Here is a 22,049-nt window from a genome sequence, read left to right on the forward strand (position 1 = left end):
CAACCCTTAGGGTCTGCCGATCATCAAGGTGTTGCTTTCAGAGCTCGGGCTCGTTGGTGTCGTATGCGCATCCCGGACGAGACTCGTGATCAACTTGCCGTGAAGTTCGCGGTGTTGTTCCCACACCTGGACGAACGACAGCGGCGGCTGCTGATGGCCGCGGAGGCCCGAGGACTGGGCCATGGCGGCATTCGGGCCGTGGCCCGGGCGGCCGGGGTGAGCGGGACGACGGTTCGCAAGGGCATGTCCGACCTGGAGACAGGCCAGTTCCTGACCGGGCGGGTGCGGCGGCCGGGCGGCGGACGCAAACGCGTCGCGGACCTCGACCCTGGACTGCGGGGTGCCCTGCTGAGCCTGGTCGAGCCGGACGAACGTGGTGATCCGATGTCGCCGTTGCGGTGGACGACGAAGTCGACCCGCACGCTGGCGGCCGAGCTGACCCGTCAGGGTCACCGGGTCGGTGCGGACACCGTCGCCGGTCTGCTGCGGCAGGAGGGGTTCCGGCTGCAGGCCAATGCCAAGACACTCGAGGGCAGCCAGCATGCCGACCGGGATGCCCAGTTCCGGTATCTCAACGAGCAGGCACGTGATCACCAGGATGCCGGCCAGCCGGTGATCAGCGTGGACACCAAGAAGAAAGAGCTGGTCGGCGACTTCCACAACCATGGCCGTTCCTGGCGGCCCACAGGCGAACCGGTGCCGGTCCGCGTCCACGACTTCGCCGATCCGCTGCTGGGCAAGGCCATCCCTTATGGCGTCTACGACCTGGCGGCCAACACCGGCTGGGTCAATGTCGGCACCGACCACGACACCGCCGCGTTCGCGGTGGAGTCGATCCGACGCTGGTGGCACGGTCAGGGCCGGGCCGACTACCCGCAAGCTTCCCGGCTGCTGATCACCGCCGATGCGGGCGGGTCCAACGGCTATCGCGCCCGGGCCTGGAAACTCCACCTCGCCCGCCTGGCCGCGGAAACCGGGCTGGTCATCACGGTCTGCCACCTGCCGCCGGGCACGTCGAAGTGGAACAAGATCGAGCACCGGCTCTTCTCCCACATCACGATGAACTGGCGCGGTCGCCCGCTGACCAGCCACGAAGTCATCCTCGAGTCGATCGCCGCGACCACCACCCGCACCGGACTGCGGGTGAAGGCCGAGCTGGACACCAACACCTACCCCACCGGCGTCGGTGTCGGCGACGCGGAGATGGCGGCCCTGCCGCTGACCCGGCACACCTTCCACGGCGAGTGGAACTATGCCCTGCACCCCCAGCCGAGCCCGGCCGTCCCGGCAGCCCGCAACGGCCGGCCACCGACACCGCCGTGGCACTCGGCGCTGCTGTCCGACCCCGAACTGACGGGCCTGACTCCACACCAGCTGCAGAACCTCATCCACACCCTGGCCGCGAAGGGCCTTCCCCGCCGCGGACGCCCACCCCGCCTCACCTTCGCCGACCAGGTCCTGGCCACCGTGCTCCACCTGCGCGTCAACCTGGCCGCGGAACCTCTTGCCGTTCTGTTCAACAGCAGCCGCACCGCAATGCACCGCACCCTGCTGAAGATCAGGAAACTGCTTGAAGCACAGGGCATCATCATCTCGCCGGCCGTCATCCCACCGACCGCCCTGCCAGCCCTTCGAGCCCGAGTGGCCGCCCAAAGCAGCAGCCCCAACAGCAAGATCAAAGCGGCAGGTTAATGATCGGCAGACCCTTAGGAGGGTTATTCAAAAGCCCTCAAGGTCAGACGGGCGGCGTCAGATCGCTCTCGCTGATGGTGTACGTCAGCAGGGGATAGATGAAGTCCGTCTCATTGTTCTCGCGGCGCCGCAATTGGTAAAACTCGCGCCTCTGCTCATCGTCGGCCGACATGAGACGCGTGCCCTGCGGGAGGTATACGTGCGCGTCACGAAACCGAACGAAGGTCTTTGACGTTCGAAACGTCACACCCAACCATTGGTTGTCCGCCGTCTGGGCGGACGCGTCTAGTACGATTTTGTGCCTGAGTCGCCGATTCGAGTCGATGGAGAACACGACGATACTGTTGTGGGCGAGGGGGATCTCGAACTTCTCGCCACCGGACCCCTTTGATTCGAAAATCAGCTTCCTCGGCGGGATCGCTTCGGGGCGTTGGTAGCAGGAGAAGACGGCGATGAACGACTCGTCGGCCAGATCGAGGGCTTGGTCGGAATGGCTGCCCATGGTTTTGTAAGCGTTCGTGTAGCTCTCGATGAGAGCGTTGTTGAAGCCGACCGAAAGCGCCGCACGTTCTTGAATCTGCTGCGCCAGCCGTTCGTGCACCGCCCGGAAACGCTGCGTCGGGCTGCCGTATCGAGTGGTGGTACGTACGAGAGGCACACCGCCCGCCTCGTCGATCTTGGTAATCGTGGCGCCTCGCCGGCCCTTTCCTACGTCTTCCAAACGAGCCGACGCGGACAGCTCCGCAAAGAGATTCTCCTCGATTGGCAAGGTACACGAGAGGATCTCATCCGAGATCCTAGACTCGGGGGGCAATGTAGTCTCCCGTGTTCATACTGAAGAGGAATTCGTCGCCGTAGTCAACGAAGGACGAGGTCCTGTTCTCCTCGGCGTACAGCCTGCGCAGCTCGTCCACGTCGGCCGGCCCGGGTGGTCCCAGCTTCACCAAATCTCCGGCCGCTTTGAGGAATGTTTGGCCGTTCTTGTGAACGGCTTCGGCGCTCGAACAGCGCACCACGTATCCCAGGCGGGTCGGGAGCAGCTCGGCGTCCAACGCTGAGGGCCGGATTTCGTGCGTATACAGGCGGTTGGTGGACAGTGGCATGAAGAATACGGAGCCGGGGTAGAGGGTCACGGTGAACTGCGGGGGGAGCGCGACCCCGTCGCGTTCTTCGGTCGGCTCCTTGAGACGGAAGTGGAGTCTGGTCAGCCCGCTGGCACCCTTCACACCGTAGTCGAAGGCGTCTTCGTCCAGGGGCTGCAGCTTGTCGAACTGGTCATAGAAGGTGCAGAAGGCCATGATGCCATTGGCCGGCATGTCCTTGGTCTTGTCGGCATGGGCCGAGATCTTGGCCTTGGACTGCTTGCGCTCGGCCGTGGCAAGGGTGTTGTGGTAGATCTGAGCGAGGACGTGATTCAGCGGTGCCTGGTTCCGGAAGACGGCGGCGGCCTCGCGGTTCAGAGCCTCGACGATGTGTGTGTCGGTCGCGCGAAAGCTCTCGGTCGGCCCCGAGAGATTCGTGGAGCACCGGAGCAGGCGGAAATGCAGTTCGTCACCGTTCTGTGTGACGGGTGTCAGATAGATCCCGCTGCGATGGGCGGTTCCAGGCTTGGTGGACTCCGTCAGGGACTGGAACGCGTGCTCCGCGCGGATCCGTCCGAAGTGATCGGCGCCGAGTCCGAAGAATCGGCGGTAGTACACGCCGACGCCGTGTACGTGGATGGGAACTCGGCCGACGTCGACGAGGGTCCAAGGTGTATCGAGGTCCTCACGGTAACCGTGCGATAGCTCCCGGATGACGAATACCCGGGCAGCCGCATGCAGTTGGCGGCCGCTGATCCCGGATATATCGCCACACAGGTAGACGGTCTTCTGTGCGAGGTCGGGCGAACCAGAAGCAAGGTCCTCTGGCGTGATTGTGGACCCGAAGAAGTCCCTGATCAGGTCATTGCTCTGCAACGTCGAAGGCGCAACCAAGGTGTTGTTTGCATCCTCGATGCAGGCTTCTGTCAGCTCTGCTGTGCACATCAAACGGTACCTGCCATTTGCAGATCTTGGTGGATTGCTCAAAACCGTGGACATGGCAACGGCCCGCACTCTTTCACTTGCGTTGCGAAGCGTAAACGCAAGGAGACGGACCGTTCAACGTTGATGCTCTCACGGGGCTCGACAGCAGGCAAAGGGTTCTGTTGTACGGGCAGTTGCGAAGCTGCTCGGCGAGGTTGTGAGGCCGGGCGGACGGCGCTGCGGCGATCGGGCTGTACCAGTCGGTGATGCTGGTGGTCTGCCTGATGCGCAAGAACCTGGTGCGTGCCGCCGTCGTTTTCCCTCATTCTTGCTCCGCTCTCCCTTGCCCCCACGGCCGAGGCAGCGCGCGCGGACGCTGCCCCGGCTGCAGCCGTGCTCGCCTTCGCCGACGCGGTCGAGTAGATCCCAGTCGCCGACGAGGCGCGCGCGGGGTACAGCCGAGATTCCTTCGAGCACTGGAACGCCGACGCCGACCCCGCTGCGGCCACCCCTGCTGTCGTCGATCGGGAGCGAGTGTCACGGACTGTGGTCGCGTCCGTCCCGTGGGGCGAATGCTGCGAGGGCATCGGCGTCGGTGGCGCGAGCGTGTAGGAAGTAGTCGGCCCACGCCGTGATGTCGGGGTAGGACGAGCCCTGGCTGAGCTGGGTGGCTGCGGCTTGGAGGTCGAAGTGCGTGGTGCGGAGTTCGACGCCCGGGCCCAGGAGGGCCCAGTGTGCTCCCGTTCGTCCGTATGGCATGCCGATGCTGCCGGGGTTGATCACGAGTCGGCCGTGGACGAGGCGGACGTACGGCATGTGGGTGTGGCCGCAGACCACGGTCTGGATGTCGGTATCGAGTCCGTTGAAGACCTCCTTCCAACGGTCGAGACGGGAGTCGACCAGGACGACCTCCTCGTCGTCGCGAGGGGTGGCATGGCAGAACAGCACCTTTCCCAGGCCATTCACGGACAGGGAGAGTAATCGTGGCAGCGAGCTGAGAAGGTCGAGATGGTCCTCGCGGAGCTGTTCGGCTGCCCAGGGGGCGATCGGGTCGGGGATCGTGTCGCGTTGTCCCCGGCGGTATTCAAGGAGTTCACGGTCGGCGTTGCCGCTGATCCAGATGACGCGGTCGCCGAGGCCGGTCAGCAGGTCGAGAACCTGCGTCGGTTGCGGGCCGGCGGTGATGTCGCCGGTGAGCACGATGTGATCGGCGGTGCTGACGTCTGGTTCGGCGAGTACTGCCTCCAGGGCCGGCAGGACTCCGTGAATGTCGGACAGGACGGCTACTCGGTTCAGCATGGTCACCACTGTGGGGTGAAGACACCCGAGTGGTGTGATCTTTCGCCCGACGCGTAGTTCAAGAGGGGCCGGTCAGCGTGTGGGCCCGAAAGGTGAAGCAGCTCGACGAGGCCACCGAGTGGATGGTCGACGACGTCGAGGTGTTACGCGCCGACCTGCCCCTCGACCCACCTGCGCGAAATGATCGGCACGTACGTGGCGTACGCCAGGGCGGTGGTGCTCTCCGAGCGCCAGGACGACAGGAAGGCCGAGCTCCCGGCTGAACGCACCACTCCCGTGTGGGAGGTCTTCGGCTCACGGGGCCTGGCAGCGTGGTCCCCGGCTCCTCCCCGGGTCGATCCATCGCCTCACCGCGACCGTCGAGGCGAACCAGAACGAGGCCGACCGGCAATCGATGCCCGGGTCGCGGCTTCCTGGCGGCGTCGGCGTCGGCGCCGTTGACCCGGGCATGGAGTCCACGTCGCAGACGCACGCGCAGACGGTGGCTCAGCACGCCGACACCGTCGCGGAGGCGTCGTGCGAGCTCGCCGACGCGGCAGCCGCAGGGACATGGACCCCGACGGCGGCGAGGACGTCATTGAGGCATCGAGACCCTCGCCGAGGCGCTGCTGACCGCGAGCCCGAGGCGATCGGAATGGCCTCGCGACCGGACGACACCGCCGACCCCATCGGCCCCAGGGTGTACACCCGTGGGCCGATGCTGCGCGGGAGGGGCACGTGACAGCGTTCCCCTGTGCCCACGGACTGGCCGTCACGGCACAGTTGACGATCCATCACCACGGGAGGACTCATGGCCACCACGCCGTTCATCAGCCGGAAGGGCATGACGCGCCGCGGCATGCTGGGAGCCGCGCTTGTCGCCGGGGCCACCGTGCCGCTTGCCGCCGTCGCCGGCCCCGCGTGGGCCGACCCGGCCGCTGCCGCCCCCGCCGCGACGGGGCTCATGCTACCCGGGCCGACCGGGCCACACCCGGTGGGCACGGTCCAGCTCCACCTCGTCGACCGGTCGCGTCCGGACGACATCGCGGGCCCCGGGCACTTTCGCGAGCTGATGGCCACCGTCTGGTACCCCGCCCGGAACGTCCAGCGGTACCCGGTGGCGCCCTGGATGCCGACCGGCGCACTTCAGGCGTTCCTCGCCGACGCCGGGTTCAGCGCACTGGCTTCCCTGGGGCCGCTCACTGCCGGCCACGTGGGCGCTCCGGTGCGGCGGTCGGGCCGACGGCTGCCCGTCGTCGTGTTCTCGCACGGCGCGCACAGCCACCAGGGCGACCACACCGTCGTGGTCCAGGAGCTCGCCAGTCACGGATACGCGGCTGTGACGGTGGCTCACCAGTACGACACGTACACCGAGTTCCCCGACGGCCGCGTCGCCGTCCCGCTCCACGACAGGCAGGCGCCGACGCTGCCCGGGGACTTCGCCGCTGACCTGCGCTTCGTCCTCGACTGCGTCGAGCAACTCGCCGCCGGGCATAATCCCGACGTCGATCAGAGGGAGCTGCCGACCGGGCTGCTCGGCTCCCTCGACCCGCGGCGCATGGGCGCGTTCGGCTGGTCGAAGGGCGGGACAGCCACTGCCTGCGCCACGCTCGCGGACGAGCGGATCAGGGCCGGGCTGAGCCTCGACGGCCCGATGCAGATGAACCCGCCGCTGGCCGGCGACTTGGACCGACCGTTCATGATGATGTCCGCCGAGTTCACCCGGGCCACGGATCCGGAGGCCGCCGCATTCTGGTCGCACCTGCGGGGCTGGCGGCTGAACATCCAGGCCCAGGGCGCCGCCCACATCTCGTACGGCGACAACGAGGCGCTGTTCCCGCAGGTGGCGAAGCTGTTCGGATGGAGCGGGCAGCAGCTCCAGGACGTGATCGGCACCCTCGATCCCGACCAGGCGGTGAAGATCCAGCAGGCGTACCCTCTCGCGTTCTTCGACGAGCACCTTCGCCACCGCCGGGGGCACCTGCTCGACGGGCCGTCCCCGGCCTTCCCGGCAGTGACGTTCCTCCCCTGAGTACCGGAGACCGCAGCACCGAGGTGCCTCGCAGGCCTTTCAGGGAGCAGGACGACTGGGCCGAGCTCCATGCGAACCGTCCGCCTCGGCTTCAGTACGCCGTGGGCTCATCCGGGCGTAGCCCTGCGCGCGCAGGCGGTCGGCGTACTCCGCATCGACCACGAGCTCGATTCCCGGCGGGTAGGAGGTGCCGTCGACCTCGTGGTGGTGCGACATCGTGACCGTGACCGTGACCGGGCGACCGGGCGACGGAGCGGCGCGAAATGTGGTCTCGATTGACGGCCCCAATTACCGACTCAGGAACCCGCTCACCGCCATCGAAGGAGAAGGCGGTGTCGTCGCCTAGCAGGTCTGGCAGATCATCAACGACCTTGTGGTGAACTCTTGCCCCGGGTCTGCCTGTCCAGGTGCTCGATCAGCTTGGCCTCGCTCCCCCCGAGGAGACGCTCTCGCTGATCGTGGGGCAGCGATGCCAAGGCGTCAACGAGAACTCGCTTGCGGGGAACCTGAACCATCGAGCCGGAGAAGATCCGGCACCCAGAACACCACGCGAACGCGACGCACCGCTCGAACACGGAGGACTCGGGTGGATGGAAGCGGTACCAGTAGGAACGGACAGGCGTCCCGCAGTCGGCACAGACCCGCTGGTCTCCGACCAAAACCGTCTCCCAGGTCCCGACCTTCAGCCAGGCCCGGCGCTCCGCCGGTGCTCTTCAAAACGTCATGCGGAGCATTCTTCCTCACGGCGAACCCTCCTGCCAACAACCCGGGGCTACCGCAAGCGGCTCCGTACGTTCCCTCATGCGGACCTCTGCACTTCGACTCTCACGCCGACACATCAGTCAGGTGCGCGGCGCGGCCGGGAAGAGCGGGAGGGCTAACGGGGCCCTGACCTGCGAACCACTGTGCAGGCAGACCTGGGACGCGGTCCCTGTCTACTACCGTCATTTCCCCGCGACTCCCCGCCCGATCTGGCACACGTGTGGCACGGGACTTCCCGAGCCGACTGGGGGCGCTCGCGGACAGGAGCTCGATCGCTACGCCTAAGATCCGCCTTTGGCGGTCAGGATCGGAGTGAGGGCACTCATGGAGCAAGCGTTGTATGTCCGGTTCCAGGGAACAGTGCGGCATTCACGAGGACACTTCCCCGGCGTCTTCGTTCTAGCCAATGAACTCGCTGCGCAGGGCAAGTTGACTGAGCAGCAATACCAGTTCTGGAGGTCCAACAACGACTGGTATGACGCCAACTACACCAATCCAAGCAGAATTGATCCACAAGTGTACGACCCCAAGGTGCACCCGGGCGCCGTGGCCTGGTTCAAGTCGTCTGCTGAAGTGCTCATCAAGCGGGTGGACGGGTACTTGGAGCTTCTCGCCGCACATGGTGTTGAGTGCCGTCGCTTGGTGTCTTCGAACCCCGGCCGAGTCATCTACGAGGATGAGAATCAGATCGTGGTTGTGCCGGTAGGAGAGTCGGGCGTCTAAACCGTCGTGGCAGCGATGTCACCGTGGGTTCAAATCCCACACCCACCGCAGGTGAACGGCCCTTGAGCAGCCAAGACGGTCAGGGGCCGTTCCCGTGTCCTTGACCGTGATCCCGCGGCGTTCCCCGTGCTTCCCTACTCGATCGGGCACGTAGGGGCACGGCGACGACGCTGCGGTCTCCAGAACTGCGCTTGATGGCGACCTGCCGTTTCGCCCCATCAGGACGTCAAGCATGATGTCCGGCATGCTGCTGACCTTCGGCCCCGACCGCCAGACTCGCGAGTTCAAGTGCGACTGCTGCGATGCCCCCATTGAGCGGGCCTGGGACTACATCTACGCGGACGGAAGCCCGTATGCCGTCTACTTCGCAAATTGCTATCACCACACCGACCGAGACCACGACGCATGGATAGACGTGATCTTTGGTACGTGGGGCGTGAGCCCCGACGAGTGGACAGATCATGTCGCGTTCGCCTGCCGAGTGGGCCCAGTAGCGGGACAGTCCACGCCTGCCTCCACCCTGGTGACTGCTGGCCTCGCTAACCCGGACGGGCCTCTCTTCGGCCTCAAACTCGATCGGGAAGCCGCCCTGCAACATCCGAAGGTGAGTGAATTCTGGAAGGTCTCGGACTTCATTCTGGAGAACGACCCCCTGGTGCGCGGGCACGTCTACGGTCCCTGAGGTGGGGGGGCGACGAGCTGCCGGAGGACGGCTGAACGACACGCGCATCAGCCACAGCGAGACGGGTACCGACGCGGAGCGACCACACCGGCCGCGGCCACAACGCGGCAGCAGCTGCTCCCCGTCCGCCCATTTCCGGTGGTGCGTTCGCCTCACGCACCCGTCATCCGTGACGGCGGGGGTACGGCGCCCAGCCCCACTCGGTGCCGGCAGACGGCCGACCCTGCGCAAGAGGCCACCCCTCCTTTCCAGCAGTCTTCTGTCTGGGCGAGGTCACGGTCGAGGAGCGTCGCCGATTGGGACAGGGGCATGAACGGGCTGGTGGATGAACTGAGCAACCGGAAGGCGCGTGCCTGTTCCGCGTCCAGACAGGTGTAGTCGCGTTCGAGGACTGGCTGTACTGCCAGGTCGCCTGCCCGTAGTTCGGCGAGGCGACAGGCCTTGGCGGCCGGCCGTGATGCCACGTGCCCGATCGGCCAGGTGCGGCGGGCCACAAGTCGGCACCGCACAGATCCTCTCGGCAGGTACGAATCACGTCCGCCCTTGGCACCATGACCCACTGGACACCCCTTCAGTACCCGGCCCGCAGGCCTCGCCGGGCTCGTGCGGCTGTCTCCCGCAGCAGCAGTACGGCGGCCGCCGGTGCCGGGGGACCGGAGGTCCGTGTCGCGAGGGACGCGCCCGCGTGGCGTACCGCGTCGAGGCGGAGGCGCTGGACGCCGACGAGGGCTCGTAGGAAGGGCCGGTACGAAGGGTCCACCACGTCTGTGAGGCAGGCAGCCGCCGCCAGGTCGGTGTTGGCCTGGTCTGCCTGCTGTGCAACGAGCCGGCCCAGCGCCGCGCTGGGCCGACTGAGGTCGGCGCCGTGGTGCGCCACCGCGTCGGCGGGCACACCCGGCCGGCCATCCCGCACATCCTCGGAGAGGTCCTCCAGGAAATCGATGCGCTGCATGGCACGCATCAGCCGGCGGCAGCCGCCGGTGAACACGGCCCGCGTCCCCTTGTCCGCGGGCGCCAGGAGGCAGGCCGTGAGCATCAGCGCGGGCAGCGAGTACTCCTCCACGTACTGCTCAAGTTCCTCCTCGTCCGCGATGCTCCGCCACGCGACCTCACGCTCGCAGCCCTCCAGGAACACCTCCACGTACGCGCGCACGTCCGGGTGGCGCTCGGCGGTGCGCACCAGGCAACGCAGCACAGGCAGCCCGGAGCCACTCTCGGCGAAGGCCTTCCGTACGAGCCCGTCCCACTCCGTGAGCGCGGCCGCCCGTTCACCTGGAGCCCCGCGGTCGATCCGGTTGTCGGTGTCGTGCATGAACGCGACGGCGGCCACGACGTGCGGCACCAGCGCGGCGGGGAGCAGCAGCCGAGCGGCCGCGTACTCGGCCGCCGCGAACCGCCGCACCGCTCGCCGCTGCTCGGTGTAGTCCCGCCGCAGCCGCGGCTCCCTGACTCCGGCCCGGTCCAGGGCCCGCTTCCACATGTCGATCTCCTGTCGTCGTCGGCTGCGAGCCTACGGGCCCCGGGCCGCAAACCCCGAGGGAGCCCCAGGCATCCTGTCTGCCGGACTCGCCGCGGTGTGCGAGGGGTTCGGGATGTACGAGGCCGGTGGCGCTACCGAGACACGTGTGAAGGTCTGGTGCCGGACCGAGGGGGAGTGGGCGGCACGTCGATGCTGATGCCGAGGCCGCGCGCAGAAAGACGAAGGACGTGGGGTGACCATACCGGCGGCCCCTCCCGCCTCTACGAGGCCCGACCGGTTGCGTGCCAAGCGGACCCGGCTTGCCGGCGTCTGTGCGCTCTGTCCCTGAGTTGGTGGGGCCTCGGACGCTGTCGGCCCACGGAGCAGCGTTGGACGGCTTTCCGGCGGTTCCGATGCCGAAGTCACCGTCCTTGGCGAGGCGTAGTCGTGGTTGTGGTTGTGGTTGTGGTTGTGGTTGTGGTTGAGGTTGAGGAGGCATTGGAACTGAGTGACGTTGGGTGCCGACCATGCCTTTGGTCAGGATCACTCTGCGGTTGGGCTTGTCGTGGGCTCACGCGGTACGCCCTCCCTTGCCGAGAGATGTAGACGTGGTCGGGGCCGTGATGGGTGCGGGGGCCGCCGTCCGGGCCGGCGGCGTCGCCGTCTCTGTCACCCGGGGGGCCGGGGGCGTGGCCAGGGAAGCGGGGGGGGGCTTGTCCTGCGACGTCTGGCTGGCCGGGGGAGTGGTGTGCTTGACGCCGGACGCTACTTCGGGCTCGGAGGGGTTCGCTGTTGCCGGGGCCGGTGGTGGGGCGGACGGCTACCCGAACGGCGGTTTCACCCGAGATGACACCGTTTTAGTCTGCCGGAAAGAGGAGCGGAGGCACTCCGCCCCCACGCAGTGGGATCGGGAGGCTCCATGCGCGGCCGGACGACTCGTCTCTGGAACAGGCCGGGGGGCGTGTTCCTCGCACTCGTTCTCGCCTGCGCCGTGGCGGTCCCGCTGACCGGCTGCACCTCCGGCGACGACCCCGAACCGCGCCCGGACACCAACGTCACCGACCCGACGACGGAGGAAGAGCAGGAGACGGAGCAGGAGACGGAGCAGGAAAGGCAGGAGAGGGAGAAGCGGGAGAGGGAGAAGGACGACGGGAGCTTCAACCGCGCGGGTCGGCTCTCCGACGGTTTCTCGGGCCACTGGCCGCAGAGCTACAAGAAAACGGTCACGAATCCGTCCTCCGAGCCGTACGTGGGCACGCTCGAAGTCCTGGACTGTACACCGGGCGAGGGGAGCCGGCCCGCCATTCCGCCCAGCCAGACCGTGACCGTGTCCGCCGGGGGCGAGGTCGCACCAGAGTTCAAGTTCTCGGAGGAGGGCGGGAACTCGAAGTCGACCCGCCAGGTCTGCGCGACGCTCCGGAACGAGGCCGGGGTCTCCGACGAGGTCAGTGAGTCGATCTCCGCGGATCTCGTGACGCCACCCGGCGAGACCACGGGCGAGACCACCGGCGAAACGACCGGGGAGACCACCGGCGAGACGACGGGCGAGACGACGGGCGAGACCACGGGTGAAACGACGGGCGAGACCACGGGCGAAACGACCGGCGAGACCACGGGCGAAACGACCGGGGAAACGACGGGCGAGACCACCGGCGAGACCACCGGCGGGTCCGACGAGAACCGCTGAGCCCGCCCGAGCGAAGGGGGCCTCATGGCCGAAGCGGACTCCGACAGTGGAACGCGCCCCTGGGGCAACTGGGTCGTCACTGTCGCCACACTGGCCGCCCCGACCACGTTCATCGGCGCCCTGCTGCTCTACTTCGGCTTCGCCTACACCGACGCCCTCTATGCGTACTTCGGCGTCGACGCCGCGACCCTCGGCTTCTCCACCCAGGAGTACGCGCTGCGCAGTGCCGGGGCCCTCTACGTCCCCGCGGGCGCGGCGCTCACCGTCGCGCTTGCCGGCGTCCTGGTCTACTACGCGGCGCGCACGCTGGGAAACCGGGGCGCGCCCCTGCCGCCGGGGGGCCGGCTGGCGCCGTATGTCATCTCGGCCTGCGGCCTGGTCATGTTCGTCCTGGGCGTCCTGGGTGGTTTCTCTGTGTGGCGGGCCGGAGCGATGGACACCCCGCTGCTGATCGGCGGCGGACTGGTGCTTGTCGTGTTCGGCAGGGCCCTGTCCTTCAAGCTCACCGGCGCCGCCTACCCGGTGGCACGCGAGCGGCTGGCGCTCGCCCTCGTCGCCGCGCTGGTCGGCCTGTGCTGCTTCTGGGGGGTGCACGCGTACGCCAAGAGACACGGCGCCGACGACGCCCGATACCTGGCGCGGCACCTGTGGCTGCGTCCTGCGGTGACGGTTGACACGGCGGAGCGCTTGTACTTCTCCCATCGGCAGGTACGTGAGACGGCCCTGCCGGTTTCGGGTCCCCCGCAGCGGTACCGGTACCGATACGAGGGTCTACGGCTCCTCGCGGAGGTCAACGGCCGCATGTTCCTCATCCCCGAGGACTGGGCGAAGACGGGCGGCGGCGTGCTCGTCGTGCCGGCGGACGGGGCGGTGCGCGTCGCCTTCCGCTCGGGCTGAGGCGTCCGAGGTGGCTCGAGGTGGCTCCTGTCGACCAGGACCAGCCGGGCGAACTGCACCGGATGCTGCCCGGTCTGGGGCTCGCCGCGATGAAGCGCCGGTAGCAGGGATGGCCGATGTGTTCGTCGGCGCGTGGGCTCGACATCGATCCGGTCCGTGCGGTCGTTGCTAAGCGGGCGGCGTGGTTCGAGCCGACCCTGCCCCAGCACTCGGCCGCCGAGCGGATCGGCTGGCACCGGAGAGACAATGCCCGCTTGGGCCGCGAGGGCCGCATGGCTAGGCGGCTATGCGCGGTGACCGCACGCGGCCGAACGGGCCGCAGGTCCTCTGCGGCGCTATGCCGCTGGTCGGAGTCACGCCGTCCGTCCACGCCGTCCGTCCACGACGCGGCCGTGATCCAGCACGTCGAGGACAACGACCTGTGGCCTGTTCTTCCGCGAAGACCCGCGCGGACGTCCGAGCGTCGCGGTAGGGAGAGGGCGAGGCGCCTACCGTGGGAGCACCGATGCTCAGAGGCGTGTCCCGCCGGGGTGGGGCTGGGGCCCTTCTTTCGGATCATCTTGCTGACCAGATGAAGATGGCGGCGAGGTGGAGTCCGGCGAGGTAGATGGTGGCGGTCTTGTCGTATCGGGTGGCCAGGCCGCGCCACTGCTTGAGCCTGTTGATGCAGCGTTCGACCGTGTTCCGCTGCTTGTAGGCCTCGCGGTCGAGGGCAGGCGGACGGCCGCCGAGCGGCCGAGCCGCTTGCGGTTCGCGGCCTGGTCGGCCGGCTGAGGGATCACCGTCCGGATCCCGCGCCGCCGCAGGTGACTTCGGATCGCCCTGGACGAATACGCCTTGTCGGCCAGGACCATATCGGGCGTAGTCCTGGGCCGGCCGATCGGCCGGGGCACTCGTAACCGGGCCATGACCTGGGTGAACGCGGGCGCGTCCCCTGCCTGGCCGGGCGTGAGAACGAAGGCGAGGGGGCGGCAGCGGCTGTCCGAGACGAGGTGGATCTTGGTGGTCAGCCCGCCGCGAGACCGTCCGAGGGCATGATGGCCCGGCTCGCCGGCCGGGGCCCCTTTTGACGGGCTCCGGCGGCGTGCTGGTGAGCTCGGACGATGGTTGAGTCGACCGCGACGACCCAGTCGACGTCGCCTTCGGTGTCGGCCTGGGCGAGCAGGGCGGTGAAGACCTTCTCCCAGGTGCCGTCGGCGGCCCACTTCCGCAGGCGGTTGTGGGCGCCTTTCCACGAGCCGAAGTGCTCGGGCAGGTCCATCCATGGTGTTCCGGTGCGGTACTTGAACGCGGTCGCGTCGATCACCTGCCGGTGATCCCGCCACCGCCCACCCCGCTTCGGTGTCCTGTCCGGCAGCAACGGCTCGATCCGCCCCCACTGGGCATCAGTCAACGACACACATCAACCAACGATCAGATGATCCGAAGGAAACGCCCTAGCTGCCGCAGTGTCAAGTTGGTTCGCCAGTACGCCGTGACCAGCAGCACCCGGTCCTCCAGCGGCAGGCTCCACGGCCGGCCTCTGCGAACCGCGTTAGCTCCTTCCCGCCGAAACTGTGTCACCAACATGCCATGGCAGCGGGGGCTCAACCCGGTGAACGGGGCTATCCAGGAAGGCCCCGACGCCGTATTCACACCAGACACCGCATGATCTTTTCACGGGCTGCGGTGCCGACCTGCGGATAGTCAGGAGGGGTATCGCTGCAGTTCCACAGCCCTGAGCAGGCACTCGCGGTCGTCTGCGCTGATGAGTCCGTCCGGAAGAGTCTCGTCCTCCAGCAACGCGCGCAGGGCGGAAGCGTGTGCGGCGAAGGCGGCCCTGCACCACTCGCGTTCTGGGTGGTCACAGTCCTTCCCGAACAGCACCACCCGGCGTTCATCGTCGGCGTCGACGGGCAGAGACAGCTCTGCGGCGACGACCAAGAATTCCACCAGGCCGGACCGCACCGCGATGTCAGGGACGGCTGCCAGGCGGATCAGGAAGGGCAAGGCGGCCGGCATCACGGCGCTCCCGTGGAAGACACTGTTCATCAGGACGTTCTCCAGCACAGGCAGGGCCTTGGGGCCGGCTGCCTCATCCAGGAGACCGCGGAGCAGGACCGGGATCCCGGCAGGGCACCCGGGAATCCGCGACCAGCCAACATCCGCGCAGCCCAGCAGCGCGGGGTGGTCGCGTGCAGCTCGCACCATCTGCGTATATTCGCGGAGAAACCTAGCAACGGCAGCCTCTTTGACCGCCGCATCCATCACACACATCGCTCTGCCCCTGCCCCACGGCTTCGCCCCGAACGGCGTCCGCGAGACTCTTCCCGGGGCGGACGCCGAACGCAAGTGCCAGGCCAGTAGCGGCAACCTCCCGCCCTGGGTAGCGGCGCCCCAGCCCGACACTTGATTCCGGGACAGCCCTTTAGACCCCGTTTCCTTTGGTGGTTTGGCTCGCTGCGCTGGGCACGACGAGTCTTGCCCAGCGGCTGGTGCCGGATGAGTTGTGGGAGTTGTTCCGGCGAGTGGTACCCGAAACGGTGATAGCGCGGCCACAGGGAGTGGCCGTCGGCGGGCGGGGGATCGTGAGTGTCTGACCGCGATTGTGTTCGTGGCCACGTCGGGTTGCACATGGCGGCAGGTTCCGCCGCTGTTCGGGCTGGCATGGCCGACGGTCTACCGGCGCTTTGCCCGCTCGATCAAGGACAGGGTCTGGGCCCGTCTCCACCGGGTCATCCTGGACGAACTCGGCGCCAAGGGGGACCTTGGACTGGTCGCGCTTCGCCATCGACTCAGTGAGTGTCCGGGCCCTCAAAGGGGGCTGCTGACCGGACCGAATCCGACCGGTCGCGGCAAGAGAAACGGATCGAAGATCCACCTCATCACCGACCGATCCGGACTTCCGATCGCGGTCGCCATCTCCGCGGCCAACACCCACGACGGTCTCGCGCTGAAGCCGCTCGTCGCGTCGATACCGCCGATCCGCAGCTGCGCCGCAGGCGGCCCGACAAGCTCCACGGCGACAAGGGCTACGACTACCCCACTTGCGGCGCTGGCTCCGCTCTCGCGGCATCACGCCACGGATCGCCTGCCGGGGCATCGATACCTCACAACGACTTGGGAGCCACCGATGGGTCATCGAGCGAACCATGTCCTGGCTCGCCGGCTGCCGTCGGCTCCACCCACGCTACGAACGCAAGCCAGAACAATTCCTCGCCTTGGCAGCCATCGCCACCAGCCTCATCAACTACCGACGACTCACCAAGTGAAATGATGCCTGAGGCGAAAACGCACGTGCGGCGGGGGCGCCCGAGTTGGCTGCCTGAAAAGAGGGATTCAGTTACTGATCTGCCACGAAGGGTCGTTTGGTGGATGGTTGCCGCCGGAGGGGTTCTCGTTGCGGCGTTGATCAGTTTCCTGATGGACCTGACCGAGGATCAAAGCCGTGCGCCACTCACGGTCACTGACGTGGAGGGCGTCTGGTCTGCTTCAGACGGCGGACGCCTGACGGTCAGGGCCGACGGGTCCGCAGAGCTGGAGCGGGTGATGGTGCCGGAGACGGGCTGCGGGCGGTCTGCCGGTCAGGTTCACTTCTCGTACACCGGTCCGGCGACCTGGGTGTTCGACACCTGGCCCGACGAATCACCGGGAATCAGGTTCGACCACCGAGGCGCGGCCACAGGCAAGACGTGCAAGGTCTACCTCTCCGTCTCGATCTCTGACCAGACCGGCAGCGTGGGGTTCCTCCCGCATAACCCCGAGCCGTTGTACACACGGGGCGCCGCGCATCCGGGCTAACCGCATCGGCGGCCCCATGGTTCGGACTGTGAACCGGCACCCATGACTCGTCCGGCATGAGCCGTTCAGTCAGGTCCGTCGCGGACTCTCCGACGGTGCCGCCATAAGAAACCACGTCTTAGCAGCAGCGTCCGGCGGGGAAACGTGGTCCTTGACCTGCCATTAACATCGCCTCGTCACCGCAGGGTCGGAGCCTTGATCCCGCCACGGTCGGCCGGATGACGCTGGGGGAACAGGCGACCAGCGGATGGAGCCAGCGGGTGAGTCACGCCTGGCCGGTGCCGGGCCGTTCCTGGGTCATGTCCCTTCCTCGTCCGGCTGCACGGCCGCTGGCGAACACGCCACGGCCGCGGAGCTCGTCGAGGTCGGGGAGGCGGACGCCCGGGAGCTCGTCGAGGAGGTCGGCCTGGGCGGCACGGATGCGGTCTCGGATCTGTGGCCCGGGGCCGAGGGCGCAGCGTTCGGTCACGCGGTCATCGTGCGGCGGGGGAATACCAGCGCGGACGCCCTTTGAATATTCAATGTATAGCCACACAAGGTGTCCCTATCGTCTGCCGCTCGATCAGGGCACGCACAATTTGCCACTTTTCCGCGGCCGTCAGTAGACTGACTGGAAGAATGGATGGCTCCAGCTGGACCTTGGCCACCGGGTGGCCACCCGGTCGGCCGTGTCGGAGTCCCGAGTCTGCAAGGACCACCAAAACTAGTTCGGCGTGCCTTCATGACGCCCGAATAGCTGGAATCGATGCAACGTCGACTCCATTAATCCGCGAGGAACGCACATGGGTATCCTCGGTAAGTCGAATCTGCGTCATCGGCGGCGTATAACTGCCGCTATGGCGACTGTCATGGCAGCCGCGATCGGCCTCACTGCTCCTGGTGCAGCATCGGCGCACGCAACTCCGGTAAGCGATAACGCCGTGATCTCTGGGGTGAATTGTGCGCCCACTCCACCGTGGGTGTCGACTTACGCCTTCGATGGCGATTTGAAGGTGGAAGGTGGCTGCTTCACCGAGAACGGTCGGGTCTACGTTATGGTGAAACACAATAACGGCACCTTGTATTTCAAAAAGTGGGTAACGGCCCGGGATCACCCCTTCCTTGCGGGAGGCTGGATCAATGTCAATACGCACCTCCGTGCTCCCTGCAATGGCATCGAGAAGAACGGATATGCGCGTGGGTATGATTCGGTCACGAAAAAGTGGTCAGCCAAGTTTCCCGTACCGATCTGTATTCTCTATGACGACAACTGATGACGAAGGTGACCAGGGTTGCGGTTGTCGTGGTTCCGAGGAATACGTAGCCGTGCTTGTCATAGCGGGTGCCCATTGCTCTGGCGTGCTTGAGTCGGTTGATCGCCCGCTCGACGGTGTCACATGATCGGCCGGACAAAGTCTCAGTCAAGAGCTGTCCCGTAACTGGACGGCGCCTCCTTGCCGATCCCGGATCGGACCGTGTCAGTGGCTGGTGACAGGATCGAGGGGTGCTGATCAAGGGATACGACGTCGGCCCGATGGTGCCAGGCGAGTCACTGCTGGTCCACCCGGGCTTCTGGTCGAACCACCTCTTGGCGATGTGTAGCGACGGGGGGTGTGCCGAGCGCCCGGTTCCGGAGTGGTTCGGTGAGGACGGCGCCGATGCCGATGCCCTGTCCGAGGTCCTCTTTGATCCTGAGCACTGGCCAGTGTTCAGGATGCCGGCAGAAGACGGCCCCGGAGCCGTGGTGATCTACCGCAACCTGGATGGCGACTACGGCATTGACTACCTCCTCACCCATCCAGGCAGAACCTACGTCGAGCAGATCGCCAGCTGGGACGGAGATTTCTCTGGCGCTGGGCTGACATGGCGGGAACTGATACGGATCGCCGACAGCCCGTCCCCTGCGGACGAAGGCGTCCAGGACACGGCCACCCGTTTCTTGCTGTTGCTTTCCGTCCTCACCGACCCGGACGTGCCGGAAACAGCATCGGCAAGGCTTATCGCCGCCCTGGCCGCGGTAGGCGCGCCGAAAGACACTGCCCCCCTCGCGGCGGAGCACCTGCTGGCCCACCTCACGAGGAGATCCCGACACGACCCAGCGTGGGCGTCTCCGCTGAGCGGCAGCTGAGAGGTGGGCCAAACCGCTGATCACACCCGTGGAACGATCTTGGTATGGCTGGTGTGAGCACGGCGTCGGAATCTTCCTGGATAGCCCCGTTCTCCGGGCTGAGCCCGCGCTCCTTCGCCAAGCTGGTGACGGTTCTGCGGCGCCAGGGTGCGGATGCGGCCCGCACGGGCCGGCCGTGGAGCCTTCCGCCGGAGACCGGGCCCTGCTGGTCGCCGCGTATCGGCGTACGAACCTGACCATGCGCCAGTTCGTACCGCTGTTCGGGGTGGCCAAGTCGGCGGCGGACCGGATCATCGACCACACTCGGGCCGATGCTCGCCCTGCACCCACGCAAACGGTTCGCCAAGGACACCGTGCTCATCGTCGACGGCACTCTGGTTCCCACCCGGGACCACACCATCGCCGAGCGGTCGAAGAACTACCGGTACTCCACCAACCACCAGGTCGCGTCGACGCCGACGCCTGCCTGATCGTGGTGGTGGCCGCCGCTCGCCGACAACCGCAACGACTGCAAGGCGTGGGAGGAGTCCGGCGCCAAGGCTGCCGTTGGCAGGACCCTCACGATCGCCGACGGCGGCTACCTGGGGACCCCGGGGACCAGGCTGGTCATCCCATACCGTCGTGAGCGCAGCCAGACCGAGCTCCCGGTCTGGACAGAGGACCGCAACAGGTCCCACAAGCAGGTCCGTGCCCGCGTCGAGCACGTCTTCGCCCGTATGAAGACCTGGAAGATTCTCAGCGGCTGCCGCCTCAGAGACGACGGCGTCCACCACGCCATGCTCGGCATCGCCCGGATGCACAACCTCGCCCTCGCCGGATAGATCGACGGACTTCACCGCGATCCACCATGCCTGAGGCGACTCGGAGAACATTCACGGGACAACCTTTAGGCTCAGTGGATGGAGCGAGCTGAGGTTCTGAGGCGAGTGATCGGCATCCTGACGGAGGCTCAGGAGATCCGCCGGGCCGTGGAGGACGAGGGCGAGGAGGTGCTTGAGTCGGTGTCGGAGATTGAACCGCGGGTGGTCACGCAGATGCTGAACGAGATGCTGCCCCACATCAGGGTGCCGGCCGACGCCGCTCCGCAGGACGTCGCCCACCTCCTTGCCACGGCCCTCGGTCCCGCGCTCTACACCATGGTCTCCGGGTTCACCCTGGCCTTCACCAGTCTCGCAATGGCGCACGACGAGGGGCGGGTCGACGTCTCCTCGGCCGAGGTGCTGCAGACCCTCGCCCTCCAGGTGGAGGCGGGCCGCTTCGACGAGGGCGCCTGAACGGACCGTCCCTGACCGGCCGCGTTCGCAGGCGTGACCGCACCTAAGCCTGATCGGCACACCTGTCAGCTGTTCAGACCGATGATGACGCGGCCCTGGTAGCGGAGGTCGCCGGCGGCGACCACCCAGGTCCGCCAGGGCGGTCGCCACGGCGTCGAGGAACACCCCCGCCTGCGCGAGGACCGCACCAAGTGCCTGCAGATCGTCGTGTCGAGCATCGGAACAGCCCTGCCTATGCGGGGTGGCCCGCTTCGAGGAGACCTCTTCCGAAGAGCGGCTTGAACTGCTTGTGGGGATGAACCGGGAAGAGCTCGCCGAGCGTCGTGAAAAGGTACGGACAGCCGTCGACCGGATTTGGCGTCGTGCAACCGGAGGGATGGAGCACCAAGCAGACCCTTCCTGTCGCTGGGTGGCCCGCAACTCCGCCGGCTTGCTCATGGAGTGGATGAGTGCACGAACAACCCCCGATGGCTTCGACAACGCTCCCAACCGCGTTTCGGATACGGCCACGAGGGCCGATCCACCTCATTGTGCGAGGGGTTCTGAAGCCAGGCGAGTTCGTTGTGCTGGGCAAGGCGACAGGAATATCCCGACCGAACCCCTAAAGCGGGTTTCGCAGGTTCGAATTCTGCCGGTGGGAACAAGAATGAAGAGCACCCCTTGCGTTGACGAGTGCTCTTTGGTTCTTCCCTGAGCCCAGTAGGTGAATTACCCGCATGCCCGTGCCCGGTTCAGCGGTCCTTCACCATCAACAAGGTGATGGTGACGTTCCGGCCGGACGTGTAGTCGGTGCGGTCCCACACTGACATGTGGGTTTTGTCCTTCAGTCTCAAGTGCAGCACTTCGTTCGCGTTGCTCCAGTTGTAATAGAAGAACCGGAAGTTCCTTTCCGGGGTGGCCTGGAGCTTCTTGTTTCCCCAGCTGCAGTCACGCGTGGCGTCGGCCTTGCAGGTGGACCACGCTCTGGCGTAGAGGTTGCAGTCCTCTCCAGGCCAGACGTCGATGCGGCTCAGTCTGTCATCGGACGAACGCCACGTTCCCCCGAACCCACTTGCGACACACGAGGCGGATGCGCGCTTCTCCGAGGTGAACGAAAGAATGACAGAGAGGGAAAGTGTCAAGGCGGCCGTCACGAGCAGGGCCAGGATTTGACGTAGTGTACTTCGGGCAGGAGAGGCGTGTGTCATCGTGAACCTCCGGTAGCGATTCCTGATGGTCTCGACGACGGCCTATTCCAGACCAGCGCTCTTGGATCCTGACCGCAAGTCGGGATCTCGGCTTTGCGCACCGTTCAATGATGAATGCGATCCAATGTGGATCGGTCAACGAGTTCTGCCTCGGAATTCCGTGCCCATGTCCTGGCAGTTCGACATTGCCTTCGCGTAGGCGGGTGCACCACGCCGGCGGATGGGTCGGTTCCGCACCGACGGATGAGTGGGTCAGAGGCCGCGAACGATGTATGACGTGCTGGCCTGTTGGTTCGGTGTTGCTGACAGACGGACCCGACGTCGAAATCCACGCTGATGCCCGACTATCAGGGCTCGGCGCCCAGGCCGGGGGCGAGTGGTGACGCTCGGCCGCGGCATGCACCACGGCGCCAACGAAGAACAGGCCGACGGCAATACGCACACCACCAACACCACCCGGAGTGGGGTGTGGTGCATCCAGAC

17 protein-coding genes and 4 pseudogenes are annotated in these 22,049 nt (G+C 66.6%); 12 read left to right on the top strand and 9 right to left on the bottom strand.

The window, feature by feature from the left end; translation table 11 throughout:
• The first annotated feature begins 63 nt into the window (after nt 1-63).
• Nucleotides 64-1,692 (top strand): ISAzo13 family transposase, encoded by a 1,629-nt coding sequence (locus tag OG462_RS40595; RefSeq protein ID WP_406053500.1) that lies wholly within the window; start codon nt 64-66, stop codon nt 1,690-1,692.
• A 43-nt stretch (nt 1,693-1,735) separates the two neighbouring features.
• Here the strand turns inward: OG462_RS40595 and OG462_RS40600 are convergent, their stop codons facing one another.
• The 3 genes from OG462_RS40600 to OG462_RS40610 form a co-directional block, all read right to left on the bottom strand.
• Nucleotides 1,736-2,506, bottom strand: a complete 771-nt coding sequence (locus tag OG462_RS40600) for a hypothetical protein (protein ID WP_406065880.1) — start codon at nt 2,504-2,506, stop codon at nt 1,736-1,738.
• Nucleotides 2,490-3,719, bottom strand: coding sequence for a hypothetical protein (locus tag OG462_RS40605; RefSeq protein ID WP_406065882.1), 1,230 nt, complete (start codon nt 3,717-3,719; stop codon nt 2,490-2,492). The genes OG462_RS40600 and OG462_RS40605 overlap by 17 nt, the downstream gene beginning before the upstream one ends.
• Before the next feature lie 516 nt (nt 3,720-4,235).
• On the bottom strand, nt 4,236-4,997 hold the full coding sequence (locus OG462_RS40610; RefSeq protein ID WP_406065884.1) for a metallophosphoesterase family protein: 762 nt from the start codon (nt 4,995-4,997) through the stop codon (nt 4,236-4,238).
• Between the two features lie 790 nt (nt 4,998-5,787).
• Between OG462_RS40610 and OG462_RS40615 the strand changes: the two genes are divergently transcribed.
• The 3 genes from OG462_RS40615 (at nt 5,788) to OG462_RS40625 (ending at nt 9,175) form a co-directional block, all read left to right on the top strand.
• Nucleotides 5,788-7,008 carry an alpha/beta hydrolase family protein gene (locus tag OG462_RS40615; RefSeq protein ID WP_406065886.1) on the top strand — a complete coding sequence of 407 codons (1,221 nt, stop codon included), beginning with the start codon at nt 5,788-5,790 and terminating at the stop codon, nt 7,006-7,008.
• A gap of 1,086 nt (nt 7,009-8,094) precedes the next feature.
• The gene (locus OG462_RS40620) at nt 8,095-8,493 is read left to right on the top strand and encodes a hypothetical protein (protein WP_406065887.1); all 399 of its coding nucleotides are present in this window, start codon (nt 8,095-8,097) and stop codon (nt 8,491-8,493) included.
• A 244-nt stretch (nt 8,494-8,737) separates the two neighbouring features.
• On the top strand, nt 8,738-9,175 hold the full coding sequence (locus tag OG462_RS40625; RefSeq protein WP_406065889.1) for a hypothetical protein: 438 nt from the start codon (nt 8,738-8,740) through the stop codon (nt 9,173-9,175).
• Between the two features lie 571 nt (nt 9,176-9,746).
• On the opposite strand, the gene OG462_RS40630 is transcribed toward OG462_RS40625, so the two are convergent.
• Nucleotides 9,747-10,655 (bottom strand): squalene/phytoene synthase family protein, encoded by a 909-nt coding sequence (locus tag OG462_RS40630; protein WP_406065891.1) that lies wholly within the window; start codon nt 10,653-10,655, stop codon nt 9,747-9,749.
• A 940-nt stretch (nt 10,656-11,595) separates the two neighbouring features.
• Between OG462_RS40630 and OG462_RS40635 the strand changes: the two genes are divergently transcribed.
• Both OG462_RS40635 and OG462_RS40640 read left to right on the top strand, forming a co-directional pair.
• Entirely contained in the window at nt 11,596-12,321 is a 726-nt protein-coding gene (locus OG462_RS40635) for a hypothetical protein (protein WP_406065893.1), read from the top strand.
• 24 nt (nt 12,322-12,345) lie between these two features.
• A complete protein-coding gene (locus tag OG462_RS40640; RefSeq protein ID WP_406065895.1) occupies nt 12,346-13,218 on the top strand; it encodes a hypothetical protein in 873 nt (290 codons plus the stop codon).
• Nucleotides 13,219-13,773: 555 nt separating this feature from the next.
• On the opposite strand, the pseudogene OG462_RS40645 reads toward OG462_RS40640, so the two are convergent.
• From OG462_RS40645 to OG462_RS40655, 3 genes and pseudogenes are all read right to left on the bottom strand, one after another.
• Nucleotides 13,774-14,617: pseudogene (locus OG462_RS40645) on the bottom strand (IS5 family transposase).
• A 38-nt stretch (nt 14,618-14,655) separates the two neighbouring features.
• Nucleotides 14,656-14,862: pseudogene (locus tag OG462_RS40650) on the bottom strand (IS5/IS1182 family transposase); the annotation flags it as partial.
• A gap of 42 nt (nt 14,863-14,904) precedes the next feature.
• Nucleotides 14,905-15,465 (bottom strand): hypothetical protein, encoded by a 561-nt coding sequence (locus tag OG462_RS40655; RefSeq protein ID WP_406065897.1) that lies wholly within the window; start codon nt 15,463-15,465, stop codon nt 14,905-14,907.
• 197 nt (nt 15,466-15,662) lie between these two features.
• Between OG462_RS40655 and OG462_RS40660 the strand changes: the two are divergent.
• Both OG462_RS40660 and OG462_RS40665 read left to right on the top strand, forming a co-directional pair.
• A pseudogene (locus tag OG462_RS40660) lies at nt 15,663-16,469 on the top strand (IS5 family transposase).
• Nucleotides 16,470-16,620: 151 nt separating this feature from the next.
• Nucleotides 16,621-16,998, top strand: a complete 378-nt coding sequence (locus tag OG462_RS40665) for a hypothetical protein (protein ID WP_406065898.1) — start codon at nt 16,621-16,623, stop codon at nt 16,996-16,998.
• A gap of 265 nt (nt 16,999-17,263) precedes the next feature.
• On the opposite strand, the gene OG462_RS40670 is transcribed toward OG462_RS40665, so the two are convergent.
• A complete protein-coding gene (locus tag OG462_RS40670) occupies nt 17,264-17,467 on the bottom strand; it encodes a hypothetical protein (RefSeq protein WP_406065900.1) in 204 nt (67 codons plus the stop codon).
• 379 nt (nt 17,468-17,846) lie between these two features.
• On the opposite strand from OG462_RS40670, the gene OG462_RS40675 reads away from it, so the two are divergent.
• From OG462_RS40675 to OG462_RS40690, 4 genes and pseudogenes are all read left to right on the top strand, one after another.
• A complete protein-coding gene (locus OG462_RS40675) occupies nt 17,847-18,251 on the top strand; it encodes a hypothetical protein (RefSeq protein ID WP_406065902.1) in 405 nt (134 codons plus the stop codon).
• Nucleotides 18,252-18,481: 230 nt separating this feature from the next.
• Nucleotides 18,482-19,105, top strand: coding sequence for a hypothetical protein (locus tag OG462_RS40680; protein WP_406065904.1), 624 nt, complete (start codon nt 18,482-18,484; stop codon nt 19,103-19,105).
• A 44-nt stretch (nt 19,106-19,149) separates the two neighbouring features.
• Nucleotides 19,150-19,926, top strand: a pseudogene (locus OG462_RS40685) (transposase).
• 78 nt (nt 19,927-20,004) lie between these two features.
• Entirely contained in the window at nt 20,005-20,379 is a 375-nt protein-coding gene (locus OG462_RS40690; RefSeq protein ID WP_406065906.1) for a hypothetical protein, read from the top strand.
• Nucleotides 20,380-21,110: 731 nt separating this feature from the next.
• Here the strand turns inward: OG462_RS40690 and OG462_RS40695 are convergent.
• Nucleotides 21,111-21,566 (bottom strand): hypothetical protein, encoded by a 456-nt coding sequence (locus tag OG462_RS40695; RefSeq protein WP_406065908.1) that lies wholly within the window; start codon nt 21,564-21,566, stop codon nt 21,111-21,113.
• Nucleotides 21,567-22,049 lie beyond the last annotated feature (483 nt).

Source organism: Streptomyces sp. NBC_01077 (genome assembly GCF_045162855.1).
Classification (GTDB): Bacteria; Actinomycetota; Actinomycetes; order Streptomycetales; family Streptomycetaceae; genus Streptomyces.

What these genes read in the sequence shown, in the direction of transcription:
- OG462_RS40640 (WP_406065895.1), top strand. Translation starts at nt 12,346, where the DNA reads ATGGCCGAAGCGGACTCCGACAGTGGAACGCGCCCCTGGGGCAACTGG.
- OG462_RS40665 (WP_406065898.1), top strand. Translation starts at nt 16,621, where the DNA reads ATGGACCTGACCGAGGATCAAAGCCGTGCGCCACTCACGGTCACTGAC.
- OG462_RS40615 (WP_406065886.1), top strand. Translation starts at nt 5,788, where the DNA reads ATGGCCACCACGCCGTTCATCAGCCGGAAGGGCATGACGCGCCGCGGC.
- OG462_RS40675 (WP_406065902.1), top strand. Translation starts at nt 17,847, where the DNA reads ATGGCAGCCGCGATCGGCCTCACTGCTCCTGGTGCAGCATCGGCGCAC.
- OG462_RS40620 (WP_406065887.1), top strand. Translation starts at nt 8,095, where the DNA reads ATGGAGCAAGCGTTGTATGTCCGGTTCCAGGGAACAGTGCGGCATTCA.
- OG462_RS40690 (WP_406065906.1), top strand. Translation starts at nt 20,005, where the DNA reads ATGGAGCGAGCTGAGGTTCTGAGGCGAGTGATCGGCATCCTGACGGAG.
- OG462_RS40610 (WP_406065884.1), bottom strand. Translation starts at nt 4,997, where the DNA reads ATGCTGAACCGAGTAGCCGTCCTGTCCGACATTCACGGAGTCCTGCCG.
- OG462_RS40595 (WP_406053500.1), top strand. Translation starts at nt 64, where the DNA reads ATGCGCATCCCGGACGAGACTCGTGATCAACTTGCCGTGAAGTTCGCG.
- OG462_RS40655 (WP_406065897.1), bottom strand. Translation starts at nt 15,465, where the DNA reads ATGGATGCGGCGGTCAAAGAGGCTGCCGTTGCTAGGTTTCTCCGCGAA.
- OG462_RS40695 (WP_406065908.1), bottom strand. Translation starts at nt 21,566, where the DNA reads ATGACACACGCCTCTCCTGCCCGAAGTACACTACGTCAAATCCTGGCC.
- OG462_RS40625 (WP_406065889.1), top strand. Translation starts at nt 8,738, where the DNA reads ATGCTGCTGACCTTCGGCCCCGACCGCCAGACTCGCGAGTTCAAGTGC.
- OG462_RS40630 (WP_406065891.1), bottom strand. Translation starts at nt 10,655, where the DNA reads ATGTGGAAGCGGGCCCTGGACCGGGCCGGAGTCAGGGAGCCGCGGCTG.
- OG462_RS40605 (WP_406065882.1), bottom strand. Translation starts at nt 3,719, where the DNA reads ATGTGCACAGCAGAGCTGACAGAAGCCTGCATCGAGGATGCAAACAAC.